At 72.8% G+C, this 14,438-nt stretch carries 13 protein-coding genes; 4 read left to right on the forward strand and 9 right to left on the reverse strand.

What is annotated here, in order from left to right; all coding sequences use genetic code 11:
- The first annotated feature begins 44 nt into the window (after nt 1-44).
- A complete protein-coding gene (locus tag OG254_RS25520; protein ID WP_405585836.1) occupies nt 45-1,364 on the forward strand; it encodes a PLP-dependent aminotransferase family protein in 1,320 nt (439 codons plus the stop codon).
- Between the two features lie 168 nt (nt 1,365-1,532).
- On the opposite strand, the gene OG254_RS25525 is transcribed toward OG254_RS25520, so the two are convergent.
- On the reverse strand, nt 1,533-2,480 hold the full coding sequence (locus tag OG254_RS25525) for a hypothetical protein (protein WP_405585839.1): 948 nt from the start codon (nt 2,478-2,480) through the stop codon (nt 1,533-1,535).
- A 195-nt stretch (nt 2,481-2,675) separates the two neighbouring features.
- Nucleotides 2,676-3,125: a hypothetical protein gene (locus tag OG254_RS25530; RefSeq protein WP_405585842.1), complete on the reverse strand. Its 450-nt coding sequence runs from the start codon at nt 3,123-3,125 to the stop codon at nt 2,676-2,678.
- A gap of 146 nt (nt 3,126-3,271) precedes the next feature.
- Between OG254_RS25530 and OG254_RS25535 the strand changes: the two genes are divergently transcribed.
- On the forward strand, nt 3,272-4,471 hold the full coding sequence (locus tag OG254_RS25535) for a PP2C family protein-serine/threonine phosphatase (protein ID WP_405585845.1): 1,200 nt from the start codon (nt 3,272-3,274) through the stop codon (nt 4,469-4,471).
- Between the two features lie 70 nt (nt 4,472-4,541).
- Nucleotides 4,542-5,759 (forward strand): hypothetical protein, encoded by a 1,218-nt coding sequence (locus OG254_RS25540; protein WP_405585848.1) that lies wholly within the window; start codon nt 4,542-4,544, stop codon nt 5,757-5,759.
- Nucleotides 5,760-5,793: 34 nt separating this feature from the next.
- On the opposite strand, the gene OG254_RS25545 is transcribed toward OG254_RS25540, so the two are convergent.
- Nucleotides 5,794-7,755 (reverse strand): Ig-like domain repeat protein, encoded by a 1,962-nt coding sequence (locus tag OG254_RS25545; RefSeq protein WP_405585850.1) that lies wholly within the window; start codon nt 7,753-7,755, stop codon nt 5,794-5,796.
- A 341-nt stretch (nt 7,756-8,096) separates the two neighbouring features.
- Here OG254_RS25545 and OG254_RS25550 point away from each other — a divergent pair, with 341 nt between their 5' ends.
- Entirely contained in the window at nt 8,097-8,858 is a 762-nt protein-coding gene (locus OG254_RS25550) for a hypothetical protein (protein WP_405585853.1), read from the forward strand.
- 4 nt (nt 8,859-8,862) lie between these two features.
- Here the strand turns inward: OG254_RS25550 and OG254_RS25555 are convergent, their stop codons facing one another.
- From OG254_RS25555 to OG254_RS25580, 6 genes are all read right to left on the reverse strand, one after another.
- The gene (locus OG254_RS25555; RefSeq protein WP_405585855.1) at nt 8,863-9,138 is read right to left on the reverse strand and encodes a ribosomal protein L7/L12; all 276 of its coding nucleotides are present in this window, start codon (nt 9,136-9,138) and stop codon (nt 8,863-8,865) included.
- Nucleotides 9,139-9,166: 28 nt separating this feature from the next.
- Nucleotides 9,167-10,129, reverse strand: coding sequence for a hypothetical protein (locus tag OG254_RS25560; RefSeq protein WP_405585858.1), 963 nt, complete (start codon nt 10,127-10,129; stop codon nt 9,167-9,169).
- Between the two features lie 144 nt (nt 10,130-10,273).
- A complete protein-coding gene (locus OG254_RS25565; RefSeq protein WP_405585861.1) occupies nt 10,274-11,023 on the reverse strand; it encodes a GAF and ANTAR domain-containing protein in 750 nt (249 codons plus the stop codon).
- A 167-nt stretch (nt 11,024-11,190) separates the two neighbouring features.
- Entirely contained in the window at nt 11,191-11,997 is an 807-nt protein-coding gene (locus OG254_RS25570) for a TIGR03943 family putative permease subunit (RefSeq protein ID WP_405595185.1), read from the reverse strand.
- The gene (locus tag OG254_RS25575; protein ID WP_405585864.1) at nt 11,994-13,001 is read right to left on the reverse strand and encodes a permease; all 1,008 of its coding nucleotides are present in this window, start codon (nt 12,999-13,001) and stop codon (nt 11,994-11,996) included. The genes OG254_RS25570 and OG254_RS25575 overlap by 4 nt, the downstream gene beginning before the upstream one ends.
- Nucleotides 13,002-13,074: 73 nt before the next feature.
- The gene (locus OG254_RS25580) at nt 13,075-14,424 is read right to left on the reverse strand and encodes a tetratricopeptide repeat protein (RefSeq protein ID WP_405585867.1); all 1,350 of its coding nucleotides are present in this window, start codon (nt 14,422-14,424) and stop codon (nt 13,075-13,077) included.
- Nucleotides 14,425-14,438: the final 14 nt, after the last annotated feature.

The following is a 14,438-nucleotide window of genomic DNA, read 5'->3' on the forward strand; positions in this document are numbered from 1 at the left end:
TGCAATAAGATCTTTGCCCTCGGTGCAATGTCAGGGGAGGGCGCGTGAACGACTACCGGCGTATCGCCGACCGCATCGCGGACGACATCACCGCCGGACGGCTGCGGCCCGGCGAACGGCTGCCCCCGCAGCGGGCGTTCGCGCGCCGCCGCCAGATCGCCGGGTCGACGGCGGGGCGGGTGTACGCCGAACTCGTGCGGCGGGGGCTGGTCGTCGGCGAGGTCGGCCGGGGGACCTTCGTACGGGCCGCTCCGGTGGGGACCGGGCGTGCCCTCGTCGAGGCCGTGACGGCGGCGCCGGTCAACCTGGAGCTCAACTACCCGAGCGCGCCCGGCCAATCGGAGCTCCTCGCCCCGGCCCTCGCGCCGCTCCAGCGCCCCGACGTCCTCACCGAGGCCCTGCGCCCGTCCCCCGCCACCGGCACATTCGCCGCACGTGAGGCGGCGGCCGCGCTGCTCGCCACCCCCGGTTGGCACCCCGCCCCCGAGCGGCTGCTGTTCACCGGCAACGCCCGCCAGGCCGTCGCCGCCACCCTCGCCTCGCTGGTCCGGCCGGGCGGCCGGGTCGGCGTCGAGGCGCTGACGTACCCCGTGGTCAAGGAGATCGCCGCGCGGCTCGGCATCACCCTGGTGCCGCTCGCCACTGACGAGGAGGGCCCGCGACCGGAGTCGGTCGCCGCCGCCCACCGCACCGCTCCCCTGGCCGCGCTGTACCTCCAGCCGACGCTGCACAACCCGACCTCGCTGACGACCGGCCCCGAGCGGCGGCGCCGGCTCGCCCGCACCGTGCTCGACCTGGGCATCCCCGTCGTGGAGGACCGGATCTGGTCCTTCCTCGCGGACGACGACCCCTTCGCCGCGCACGCGCCCGGCCTCACCTATGTCGTCGACGGCCTCTCCAAGCGCGTCGCACCCGGCCTCACCGTCGGCTTCGTCGCCGTGCCGGAGGGGTGTGTCGAGGTGGTGGCGGCGGCCGTGCGGTCCGGTGGGTGGAGCGCGGGGCGCTTCGCGCTGGAGGCGGCCGTGCGGTGGATCGCGGACGGGACGGTCGAGCGGCTGGTCGCGGCGAAACGGGCGGACGCGGCGCGCAGACAGCGCATCGTCGGCGAGGAGCTGCGAGATTTCGCCGTACGGTCCGATCCCCGGGCCTATTTCGCCTGGTGGGAGCTGCCCGCCCCATGGCGCGCCGACACCTTCACGGCCGCCGCGGCAGCGCACGGCATCGCGGTCACCCCGGGCCCCGCCTTCACCGTCGCCCCCCACCACACCCCGGACGCCGTCAGACTCGGGCTCGCATCCGCTGCCGAGCCGGATCTGCGACGGGCGCTGCGGACGCTCGCCGACGTGGCGCGAGGTGCCCTGTGAGGGCGGCAGGTGAGGGCAGCCGCGGCAGGTGAGGGCACCTGGGACGCCCGTCAGACTCGGGCTCGTGTCGGCTGCCGGGCCGGATCTGCGACGGGCGCTGCGGACGCTCGCCGACGTGGCGCGAGGTGCCCTGTGAGGGGCGGCAGGTGAGGGCAGCCGGGACGCCCGTCAGACTCGGGCTCGCGTCGGCTCGTGAGCCGGGTCTGCGGGGGGTGTTGCGCCGGCTCGGCGGCGTTGGGTGACGTATGCCGTGAGGCGGCAGGTGAGGGCCGCGGTCAGGCCCACGGCGATCAGCAGCCAGGACACCGTGCACAGGGTCTGCGTCAGGGCGTCGTAGATCGCGCCTGCTGCCGGGCGGTGGGTCGGGTCGGGGATGTCGGCCAGGGTGAGCCGGCGGCCGATCGCCACCGCGAGGGCGAGGAACGCGCCGCCGAGGGCCGTGCCCAGGGCGGTCGCCGTGACCGCGCGGCGACGGCACGCGGCGACGCCGATGCCGGCCGTGGCGAGGACGGCGGCCGAGACGGGCAGCCAGAATCCGGCGACTTCGAGCACGTCGTACCCCTTCCTGAGCCGGTCGAGATCGTCGGCCGGGAGCACCGGGACCTCGGTGTGCTCGACCGGGATGTGGCGGGCGAGCGAAGCGAGATGGGGGTCCCCCCGGCCGGAGGCTGGGGGAGGGACGTGGTCGTCGGTGAGCCGGCGCTTGACCTGGGCGGTGATCGGGGCCAGGTCGACGGTCACCGCGCGCTCGCGGCCGTCCTGCACGGCTGAGAGCACCGCGTCGTGGACCGCCCTGTTGCCCGCGTCCCACGCCGTGCGGAAGGCAGCGGTCCGGGTGAAGGAGCGCACCGCGTCGGCCACGAAGGGGCGCACGCCGTCCGCCGCCGGTGACGCCTGCAGCCGGCGGTCCATCTCGTCAGTGATCCCGGCGCCCACGGTGTCCGCGACCGCGCCCTGCACCGCCGGATCCGCCGCGAGCGGCGCCATCGTGGCGACGTATCTGCCGGTGTCCGCCAGCCCGTACATCGCCCAGGCCGCCAGCGCGCCGAACGGCACGAGCAGGCACGACAGGGCGATCAGCGCTGCCGACAGGGCGTTCCGCACACGGGTGGGCACCCCTTCAGGCAAGGGTCACGGGGCCGGGCCCGCCAGCGGGGCGCCCGCATACGGCCGCACCGCACCGCTCTCCGGTGGAGGGTTCACCCGAACGGGTGTCTCATGGAGCAGGGGAACGAGTAGGGCCGGGTTTGTGGGTGGATGAAGGGGAAACGGGTCGGTGCCGTGAGCGGCCGGGGCCGACCCGTCCACCCCTCAGCGGTAGCGGTGCCCCTGGGCGTCCTCGTGCGTGTAGTAGCGGTAGAACAGCACGACGAAGAAGACCGCGCCGATCACGAGCCCCATGATCGAGGACCTCAGGACGGACGCGTCGGTCTGGCTGTACAGGAACCCGAACGAGCCGCCACCGAAGACGCCCCACACGATCGCGTGCTGCTCACGCCGCATGTGCGGGGCGAGGGCGCGGACGCCGACGTAGAGGATCATGAACGCGATCGCCGTGACGAAGCCGAAGAGCAGGTTCCAGCCGGTGATCTCGCCGCCGGAGCGCCGGTTCGCCGCGGCCCAGTAGCCGTAGACCAGCCCGAGGACGATCGGTGCGACCACGCCCGCGATGCGGTGCGTCCGCGCGCTGAACACGTCGGGCAGTCGGCCGGTGCCCGTCACTGAGGCCCGTCCGCCGGGCGCGGGTGCCGCATGAGCCATGAGAGCACTCCTCTCTCCTCGCCCCCCGCCCTCCAGGGCACACCTGGGGCGCCCGCCTGGCAAGTCGGCGACGCGCTTCTTCCGCGCCGGCACCCGCCTCGGGTACCCGGATGCGGCAGGGCGAGCGCCGTGCTTCGCTGAGGGCCATGAGGGCCGTCAGCGACGGTGCAACCGGCCTGAAGGGCGACGCGCGCCGGCAGGGCCTGCTGCGCGTGCGGGGCCGCGGCGTCGCCTGGGTGCCGCCGCTGCTGCTGCTCGTCGCCATCGTGGCGGTCGACTTCCGGACCAGCAGCGACTTCCGGATCCTGTCCTGGATCGTGCTGGTGCCCGGTATCGCCGCCGCGATCTGCGGGGTGTGGGGGACGGCCGCGTTCGCGGTGCTCGCACCCGCCACGTACGTCGCCGCGGACGTCGCCCTGCCGCACGAGTTCGAGGCCGGCCTGCCCGACCTGGTCCTCGCCGGCATCGGCGGCGTCCTCGCCACGGCGGCCTGTGTGGTCCGGGTGCGCAGCGAGCGGCGCATGGTGCACATGCAGGACGTCGCCGCCACCATCCGCCGCACCGTGCTGCGCCCGCTGCCGCCGGGCTGGGGCGGCCTGGAGCACGCCGCCGTCTATCTCGCCGCCGACAGCGAGGCCAGGGTCGGCGGCGACTTCTACGACATCCAGATCGGCCTGTACGGCACCCGCGTGGTCCTCGGCGACGTCCAGGGCAAGGGGCTGGGCGCGGTGGAGGCGGCGGCCGCGCTGCTCGGCACGTTCCGTGAGGCCGGCTACCACGAGCCCGAACTGGCCACGGTCGCCGATCGCATGGAGGAGCGCCTCCAGCGGCACATCCTGATGCGGGTGGCCCTCGGCCGGGAGGACGGCGAACGGTTCGCCACCGCCGTGCTGATCGGCTTCCCCGACGAGGAGCCGGATGCGGTGGAGGCCGTCGTCCTCGGCCACGACCGCCCGCTCGTCGTCGGCCCCGACGGGGTACGGCCCCTGCCGCCCGGCCACGGCCTCCCCCTCGGCATGGCCGCACTCGACCCCGCGGGCGACCCGCTGCCCGTGCACCGCGTGCCCTTGCGTCCCGGCGAGACCCTGCTGATGACCACGGACGGCGTGACCGAGGCCCGCAACAGCGACGGCGTCTTCTACCCGCTCACCGACGACGTCGCCGCCGCCGTCGCCGCCGACCCGGGCATCGCACGGCCCGGGCGGCTGGTCGCCTTCGTGCGGGAGCGCACGCTGCGGCACAGCGGCGGGCGTCTCGCCGACGACACGACGGTGTTCGCGGTACGGCGGATCAAAGTTGCGGAGGGTGTGGGGAATGGGGACGGAAACGGACGTTTGCAGGCCTGAGATCCCCCCTTTGCACCCGCAGCGGTTACGGTGCTGCCGTAAGTGATCGACGGGGGATGGGGAGGGACCGATGCCCGGAACCGTGCTGCTGCTCGCCGCCTCACCGGCCGGCAAGGGGTGTCTGGTGGACGCCGCCTCCGTGCTTCCCATCCTCGCGGCCGTGCCGCCCGCGGTGCTGTCGGGCACCGACACCGCGAACGTCGTCGAACTCGCCGACCCGCTGGAGCCGCAGGCCGTCCTCACCCGCCTGCGCGCCGCCGCGGCCGCCCCCGGGCCGCTCACCGTCTTCGTCGCCGGCCAGCTCCAGCTGGACCGCCGCCAGCACCTGCCCCACCTCGCGCTGGCCCGCTCGACCCCGGCGACCGTGCGCTACACCGGGTTCCCCTGGCACTGGTTCCGCGAGGAACTGCGCCTGCGCGCACCGGGTTCGACCTCCCTCGTCGTCGATCTGCACGCCGACACGGAGACCTGGGAGTGGCTGCTGGCCAACCCCCTCGACTCGGGGCGCACCAGCGCGGTGTACGGCCGCGTCGCGCCGCCGCCGAACCGCCGTACGGTGGCGGGCCCGGCGTACATGAAGGCGGTCGCGACACTCCTGCGCAGCGGACACCGGCCGTCCCTGGACGAGCTGCACCAGCAGGCGCTCACGCGGATCTCGCCGGAGGGCGGCGTGGGCACGGACATCGTGCTGACGGCGCCGCCGACGGCCTTCGGGGGCTCGGCCCCCAGGCACCCTTACCGGCCCGAACGGCCTCGTTCTCAGGCACCGCAGGGGCTGGTCGTGGCGAGCCCCCAGCCCAGCCCGCAGACCGTCGTCCTGAGCGCCCCGAGCATCCCGCCCCTCCCCGCCCACAACCCCGCCCCCACCGACCCGCACACCGCCATCACCGCCGCCGTGCAGTCCGGGCAGCACGGCGACGCCGACACGTTGGCCGCCCGGGAGGAGCAGGTGGCGATGCGGGCGCACGGGCACGCCTCGCAGGAGGCCCTGCACTGGAGTGAGGTGCGGGCGGATCTGGCGATGCTGGCCGGGGACCCGGTGCGCAGCTGCCGTACCTGGCTGACGGTCGCCTCGGCCCGGCTCGGCGCGGGGCAGGCCCCGGACGCGCCCGCGGTGGAGGCCGCGGTGGACCGGGCCCACCACCAGTGGGGGCAGATCCGCGACGCCGGGCCCGCGCGCGAACTGGGCTCCGCGCTGGCGGAGTTGCGGAGCAGGGTGCCAGGGCGCCGGCGCGGCGCCCTGGCCAATGTCCATCGGCGGCTGAAGGAACTGCAGGTCAGCGGCTGAGGGTTCAGCGGCTGAAGGTTCAGCGGGTGAGAGTTCAGCGGGTGAAGGTGAAGTACTTCCACCCGCCGTACGTCGTCGCGTTGACGTTGTCGCCCGACGCCGTGTCGATGTAGGACGAGCGGATCCGGAAGCGCACGCCCGTGGGCGGGTTGTCCTCCAGCAGGACCGAGTCCTTGCCGTAGCGGTCCAGGCCGAAGTACTCGGAGGCCGTCGTGTGCCAGGCGCCGCTGGAGAACTGCTGGATCTGGAACTGGTACTTGCGGCCCGGGTACATCGTCATGGCCGTGTTGTAGACCGGGTCCTTGGTCTGGCGGAAGTAGGAGTACGTCTCGTTCCAGGCGGTGGCCGTCTTGTACGCGCCGCTCAGCGACGACGAGACGCTCACCTTGGTGTAGACGGTGTTGGTCGTCGTCTTCGCCGCGTATCGCGTGTCACCGGTGAACTTCGCGCTGATCTTGGCGTCGCGGGTGAGGCGGACGGTCGCCGTCAGGTTGCCGTTCGCATCGACCGTGCCCTTCTTGACCAGGGCATTGGGCTTGTCGGAGCCGTAGGGGTCGGCCCAGATCTCCACCGTGCGGTTCTTGTAGGTGGTCCCGAGGTGCGCGGTGAAGGGGACGCTGCTGTTGTAGCCGTACACCTTGAGGTTGTTGTTCAGCGTCACCGTGGCCGCCGACTTGGCGACCGTCACCGAGTGCGCGGCGGTGGCGCCCGTGTGGTCCGCGTCGCCCGCGTACGTGACGGTGTACGTCACCTTGCCGCCGGCCTGCGGGGTGTCCGCGAAGGAGTACGAGCCGTCGGCCGCGACGGTCGCCGTGCCGAGCGCCTTGCCGGCCGGGGACTCGTCGTCGGTACCGGTGACGGAGACCTCGGTACCGGCCGGGAACGCGGCCGAGGAGGTCAGCGTGCCGGTGACGGTGAGGGCCTTGGCGCGGGGGGCGGTGGCCGGCCCGGACACGGTGACGGTGGACGACACCTTGGTCGGGTCGTCGTAGACGTACAGCGTGTTGGCGCTGGAGACGGCGAACAGCTTGCTGCCGTCCGGCGCCCAGGCCAGCCCGCGCGGGGCGAGCGCGCCGCTGAACGTGAACTCCTTGAACGCAAGCGAGGTGCCCGGCTTGAACAGGTGGACGTCCGCCTCGTCCATCGAGTTGGTGCCCGCCGCGACATCGCCGTTCGGCGCGACGTCCACCGCGTTCGGGTACGGGTTGGTGACGTACTTGCCGTCCTTGGACAGGTCCGTGAGCTTGTAGACCGCCTGGTAGTACGGAGCCCCGCTGGCCGTGACCACGTCCTTGCCGTCGGGCGTGACGGCCATGTCCATGAGGTTGCCGCCGCCCGTGGAACCCGGGTCGAAGGCGTACGCGGTCCGGCTCGGCGTGCCCGACGAGACGTCGTACACCGCGAGGACCACCGGGCTCTGGTCGGGTGCGCCCGCGACCAGCGTGCCCTGGGCGCCGGCGGAGGCATCCAGCATCGGGGCGGAGTACCAGCTGTTCCCGGGTGCCTGGTTCAGGGTGAGCACCGGGTCCGTGCCGCTGATGTCGAGGGAGCCTATGTTGCCGGCGGCGGCTCCGCCGTAGCCGAACCAGATCTTGCCGCCGGTCGCGGCCAGGTACTTCGGGTCGGCCGTGCCGGTGGACCAGCGGTGGGCCTCGGTCGCCGTGGCGGTGTCGATCGCGGCGATCGCGTCGGCGTCGAAGACGGCGGCGTACACGGTGGAGGAGTCGGCGGACAGCTCCAGGCCGCTCACGCCGGGCAGCGAGCCGATGGTGCCGACGAGCTGGCCGGCGTAGTCGGTGACGAGGACCTGGCCGGCGGTCGGGTCGCTGATGAAGACCCGCTGGTGGGCCCCGTCGACGACGACGTCGCCGGTCGACTTCAGGGGCAGCGTCGTGCTGGAGTCGGCGGCCGCCGACCCGGCGCCGGTCGCGACCAGGGCGACCGAGCTGAAGAGGACCGCGAGTGCCGTCGCGGCCGGAAGAGTGCGTCTGCGCACGGTTTTTCGAACCCCCCGGAACGAAAAAGAAGTGAGGCTGACGCGGCAGAAGAGGGCACGCGTCTCGCCGTAAGTGATCGAAGGCTAGGTCATGGCACCGACAGCCGGGTGAAGGGGGGCGTAAGAGGCGGGTGAGAGCGGGAGCCCCCGGCGGGACAGGGGGGAGTGTCCGCGCCGGAGGGCGCAGTGGCGGGGAGTAGGGGGCCGGCGGAGTTCCTCCCAGCGGTGTCACGTCGTCACCCGGACGGACCCGCGCGCTGGTGGTCGTAGTCCCGGGGTGGTGCCTTGAGAAGGCGTGCCGATCTTGGGCGCGTCCTCGACACCAGTTCAGGAGGCCCGCGATGCCCCGTCCCCCGGCCCGTGCCCTCATCGCCCCGGCGCTCTGTGCGGGCGCGTTGCTGACCGCGTCCGCGTGCTTCCCGTCGCCGGGCAAGGCGTCCTCGGCCCTGCCCGCGGCCCCGAGCACCGGGCCGCGGACCCCCTCGGCCGCCCAGACGCTCACCGAGGGCCAGGCACGGGCGGCGCTGATCACCGAGAAGGACCTCGGGGAACCCTGGGCGCCCACCGAGGGGTTCGCCACCTGGCGGGACTCCATGCTGAAGGCGAGCGCCGAGTCACCCGAGTGCGGGCGGCTGCTCGACGCCCTGTACACGGAGGACCTGTTCGGGCCGGACGCCCGTACCCGCGCGACGGTCGGGCTGGACGACGCGTGGGACGGGGCCCAGCTGCGCTACCAGATCGTGGCCCACCGGCCCGAGGACGTCGACGCGACGCTGGCGTGGCTCGGCAGCCTGCCGGACGAGTGCGGGCAGTTCACGGCGGCCGCCGGGGGCGGAGAGCTGGACGTGGAGGTCACGGAGGCGGAGATGCCGGAGGTGGGGGACGCCCGCCAGGGGCTGCGGGTCGTCCTCCGGGGCATCTCCGAGTACGACGACGGGCCCCAGCTCACCCTGCACCTGGCCGCCGTCCGCGTCGGTGACGACGCCGTCACCGTCACGAACGGCGGCCTCGCCGACGTACCTGCCGACGCCACCTGGACGGCCGTCGAACTGGGCGCCCGCCGTCTCGCGGAGGTCAGGAAGCAGGGCCGGCACGACGTCTGAGCGACTAGGCCATGCGCTCGACCGCGTCCTTGGCCTCCTTCAGGCCCGCGCCGGTGATCTCCCGGTAGACCTTGATCGCCTGGATCTTCTTGTCGTCACGCAGGAGCGCGAGGACCTCGTCCATACGGGGCTCGTTCTCGCGCAGCCCCAAGTGGTCGATGATCAGGTCGAGTTTCCGCTCGACCCGGGCAACTCGCTTGTCCGCCTGGGAGATCCGGCTCTGGACGCCCATGACCGCCAGGACACCGATGAGGATGAAGAAGAGACCAGCTATTTCCATGGTCCACGATCCTAGGTCCGTGGCAGAGTCACTGATGCGTTGCCTTGCTCGTCACCGTCATGGACTCCCCGCAGTCGAGGAGGGCCCCCACGGCCGCACCTGGACTCTGCGGGCGGGCGGCGTTCATCTGGTCGCCGCACTCCTGGAGTTCCCGGTGGAAGAGTTCGAGCTCGGCGTGGGTGATGGTGCCGGAGGCCGAGACGTTCCGCGGGCCGTCCACCGTGGCGATGGCGCTGAAGTGCGCGAACTCGCTCGCGCTGAGCGTCTGGGCGCACCGGCCGAACTCATCGGTGTTGTTCCCCGCGGCGATCAGATTGTGGATGCCGACCTCCCCGTTCATCGTGGAATTGATGAACTCGCCCTCGGTGTCGAGCCGTCCGAATGCCTGCGGATCGAGAAGCGTGTTGGTGCAGTTCACGAGATTGTCGACGTCGGCCGCGATCGCGTCGGCGTGTGTGGGCGTTATCTCGTCCACGAAGAAGACTTCCCCGGCGATCTGGTCGGGGTCCTTGACGAAGACTTCTCCTTCGAACGTATTGCGGCCCACGAAGAGCGCGTTGCCGCGAATGATGATGGTGTTCGCGACGAAGTTGTTGCCTTCGTAGACACCGCCGGCAAGGTTGATCGTGCCGCCTCGGACGTTGAAGCTGTTTCCGAGGTAGAGATTTTCCTGGTGGTAGCGCGTCAGCACGTCGCCGGTGATGTTGAGAGCGGCGCGTTCGACTCCGCAGTCCCTGTACTGGGCGCTTCCGACGGTGATGTTCCTGGCGTTGAAGCAGTTGCCCGCGAAGATGCTCGCACCCCCCACCGTGACGTATTCCCCGTCGAACGACTGGGTCGCGTGCGGCACCGCAGACGTGCTACCGGGAGCCATGGGGGCGGTGCCTTCCTCGGCCTGGGCGGCCGGGACGGCGAGAAATCCGCTGAGCGCCACGGCCACCGTCGCGCCGACCCTCGCCAACGCACGCCGCGCTATTCCGCTTCTTTCCACGGTGATTTCCCTCGTTTCCGTGTTCCGTTTCACCGGATCGCGGCCCGCCAGTTCTGGCGGGCCGCGAGGTCATGCCGGTGACGTTAGCGGCGACGTCGCACGGATAGCGGACTTGTGCGCCTTACCAATTCCTTACGCCGAATTTCAGTCCTGGTCGTCGTCGAACCGCAGCCGGTGCGCCACGACATCCCCGGCCACGTCCAGCGCCGTACGCCCATGCGCGAACGCGTGCGCCCGCAGCCGCGCCAGCGCCTCGTCCGTGCCGGCGCCCAGCTGCGCCATGATCATGCCGGTGGCCTGGTAGACCTGGTCATGGTCGGCGGCCAGGCCGCTCAGCCACCGCTCGTCCCCCGGGTCGCCCGTCTCCTCCGCGTGCGGCAGCGCCATCAGCGCCACGGTCATCATCCCGGCCACCAGCCGCGCCGTGCGCAGCTCCAGGTCGGTGAGGTCGCCGGGGGACTCGCGGTAGAGGTCGAGGGTGCCCACGCACACCGTGTCGTTGCCGAGCGGCATCGAGTAGACCGCCCGCACCCCGGCGGCCGTGGCCTGCTGGGCGAAGACCGGCCAGCGCAGGACGTCCTGTCCGGCCGTCAGGTCGCGCGCCAGCACGGGGGCGCCGCTCTGCGCGGCCGACTGGCAGGGACCGTCGCCCAACGTGGCCTGGATCTCCGTCACATACGCCGCCTGCGCACTGCTCGCGCCCAGCTGCACGGGCATGCCGTCATTGTGCAGCGACACGCTCGCGCCGCTCACGGGCAGCAGATCCACGGCCACGGCACACAGCCGGCCCGGTACCTCGCCCGGTCCCATACCGCGCACACCCTCGACAAGGGCGTCCGCGGCGCCCGCCCCTTCTCGTCCTCGCTCCCCACGATGATCGTCTCTGGGCCGCACGGCAGCCTCCTCGTTCGAGCGCGGCCTGCTGGTCTCGCCTCCGACGACGCCCGACTACCCGTAGCGGCCCCCACGAAACCCGCCCGGCTGCCACGCCCCAAGGAGCGCGGGGAACTGCGCGACCAACCCCCACCGGCCCGAAGACGACCAACGACCCGGCCCGGCACTCACCGCTTCTCGTACGGATCGGCCGGCTCCGCGATCCGCCGCACCGACCCGGCATCCAGCACAGGCGGCCACGCCGCGTCCGTGCCGAGCCCGCCCTTGGGGCGCCAGGTGCCGGTGACGGTGACCCACGCGTCTTCCGGCGGAGCCTGCCCGCCCCGGATCTCGACCTTGCTGGTGGTGGCGTCGGCGGCGCAGCAGGCGACGAGGAGCCGGGTGACGTACCAGGTGCCGTCGTCGTCCCGGGTGACGAAGCCGGTCAGCCGGACCGTACGGCCCGACAGCGACCGCCCGCTGTCATAGATCGCCCGGGAGCTGAACTCCGCCAGCGTCAGCCGCACCGGGTTCCCGGCCGGCAGCGCCGGGAAGTGCCCGACCCCCTGGGCCGCACGCCCCGCGGCCTCGCGCTCGGCGCTGTAGGAGCCGAGGGCGGGGGGCGGGAAGAGGAGGAGGGCGAGGGCGGGGAGGGTGAGGAGCCAGGCGACGCGGGGGCTATGGTGGCCGCCGTGCTGATCGTGGGCCTGGGAATCGTCGTCGGACTCGTCGTGCTCGCCGTGCTCGCGTTGCTGATCGCGGCCGGCGTGTTCATCGTGCTCTGTGGGCTGGCCCTGCTCGGCGTGCGGTTCCTGTTCCGGTCGCCCGACAAGCGCCGCGGCCACCGCCAGCAGCACCAGCACAAACCCGGACACCACCAGGTATGGCCGTAGTCCCGCCTGCACGTACCGCAGATACAGCTCGCTGAACAGCGAGATCCGCAGGATCGCCGCGCCCGTCAGAAGCAGCAGTGCCGCCGGTCCGTAGCGCCTCACAGCAGCCACCACCCCACCAGCGCGCTGCACACCACGGCCACCACCCAGGTCACGGACGAGAACCGCAGGGCGAAGGACCGTCCGAACGTGCCCGCCTGGAGGGCGATCAGCTTCAGGTCCACCATCGGGCCGACCACCATGAACGCCAGCCGCGCGGTCGGCGAGAAGCCGCTGAGCGACGCGGCGACGAACGCGTCCGCCTCGCTGCACACGCACAGCACGACCGCCAGCAGGGCGAGGAGCAGCACCGACAGCCAGGGCGAGCCGGTGAAGAGGTCCAGTACGGAGCGGGGCACCGCGATGTTGAAGGTCGCCGCGGCCGCCGCGCCGAGGACGAGGAAGCCGCCCGCGTGCAGGAAGTCGTGCTGGAGCCCGGCGGTGAAGGCGCGCGGGCCGGTGGCGGCCGGGCCGGAGGGCCGCTTCGGCAGCCGCAGCCACTCCTCGCGGCCGAACCGCGCCCACAGCCAGCCCATCACCACGGCCGTGGCCAGCGAGGCGACCAGCCGCGCGAGGACCATCGCCGGCTGCCCGGGAAAGGCGACGGACGTGGCGACCAGGACGACCGGGTTGATGGCGGGCGCGGAGAGCAGGAAGGCGAGCGCGGCAGCCGGGGCGACCCCGCGCCGCATCAGGCTTCCGGCCACCGGCACGGACGCGCACTCGCAGCCCGGCAGGACGACACCGGCCGCTCCGGCGACGGGTACGGCGAGTGCCTGGTTGCGGGGCAGCAGGCGGCTGAAGACCCTCTCCGGTACGAAGGCTCCGATCGCCGCCGAGACGACCGTGCCGAGCAGCAGAAACGGCACGCCCTGCACGGCGATGGCCGTGAAGACGGTCCACCAGGCGGCGACTGCCGGGGTGTAGAGGTCCAGCGCGACCATGGGCCCGAGGACCGAGGCGACCGTCGCGATGGCGATGAGCGCGGCGCCGCCGAGTACGGCGTACACGAGCGCCCGTACGACGAGCCGCAGCCCGTCGACCACGCCGGTCCGCTGGTTCTCCACCGTGCCCGTCCCCACCTGTTCGAATCGCCCCGCGAAGGCTAACCGGTGGGAGCTGTGGACAGGCTGGGGTTCCTCACAGAGGAGGCTGTGCGGGAGCGGGCCCCAGGGTGGTGGTGCCGGGGGCCGTGCGGTGGCCCAGGCCCGTGCGGTACGCGTCCAGCGCCGCCTCCACCCGGCCGGTGCGGCGCAGCAGGTCGCCGAGCAGGCGGCACAGGTCGGCCAGGTCGCCCGCCGCGCCCGCGCGCTCCAGCAGGCTCAGTGCGCGGACGTAGTGCTCCTCGGCGGTCTCGGTGTCCCGGGCGTCCTCCGCGATGATGCCGAGCAGCCGGTGGGCGGCGGCGGAGTGCAGGGCGCCGCGTTCGGGGCTGAGGTCGCTGAGCACCTCGTGCAGAAGGGCGGCGGCCTCCTCCGACTTGCCGCGCCGGTGCAGTACGTCGGCGAGTTCGACGGCGACCTGGCTCGTGTAGAGGGCGGCGCGCTTGGCGGTCAGCATGGTCTGCGCCTCGCGCAGTTCCGCCTCCGCCCGCTCCAGGTCGCCGTTCTGGGCGTAGACGTAGCCGCGCATCCAGTGGCAGTTGGCGAGCTCCGTACGGATCTGCAGCTGCCGGTACAGCTCGGCGGCCTTGGCGAGCGAGGCGTCGGCCTCGGCGACGCGGCCCTCGGCGAGCAGGGTGCGGGCGACGGACCGGTGCATCCGGGCGACCAGGGCCGGGTCGCCGGCGTGCGGGGCGAGCGCGAGGGCGTACTCGGCGGCCTGGGCGGCACGCGCGTGGGCGCCCATGTCCATGTACGGGCCGATGACGCTCGCGTAGAGCAGCAGAAGGGCGTCGGGGTCGTGCAGTCCGCCGCGGTTCAGCTCGTCCAGGGTGGATTCGAGGAGGTAGACCGCGTACCGCAGCTCCCCGGCGAGGTAGTGCGACACGGCCCGCCCGCGCATGGCCGGGACACGGGCCGGCAGGGGCGCGTCGACCTCGGCGAGCACCTGCTCGGCAAGCTCGAAGTGGCGCCGGGCGGAGTCGAGTTCACCGGCATCGATCCCGCACTCGCCGAGCCCCAGCAGCGCGGCGGCCCGCTCCTCGGCGAACCCGTTTCCCTCCGCCTCCGCGAGCAGCGCGGTGTACTGCTCCGCGGCGGCCTCGGCGTCGCCGGTCGCGAGCACCCGCTGGGCCTCGGTCAGCTTCATCCGAAGGTCCGTGACGAGGTGCGCGGGGCGCCCCGTGGCGAGCTCCTCGAAAGCGACGCCGAGCCGCTCGGCGATATGCCGCAGCGCGTCGTCGGAGGCACGCACCCGGCCCGCCTCCAGGGTGGAGATGTACGCGGGGGTGTAGGCCGGCTCCGCCAACTGTCGCTGCGTCAGCCCCCGGTCGGCCCGCAGCATCTGAACTCTTCGCCCGATCGTCCCGGGATCATCGCGGTCCGACATCGCTCAACGCCCCC

Source organism: Streptomyces sp. NBC_01092, from assembly GCF_045039535.1.
GTDB lineage: Bacteria > Actinomycetota > Actinomycetes > Streptomycetales > Streptomycetaceae > Streptomyces.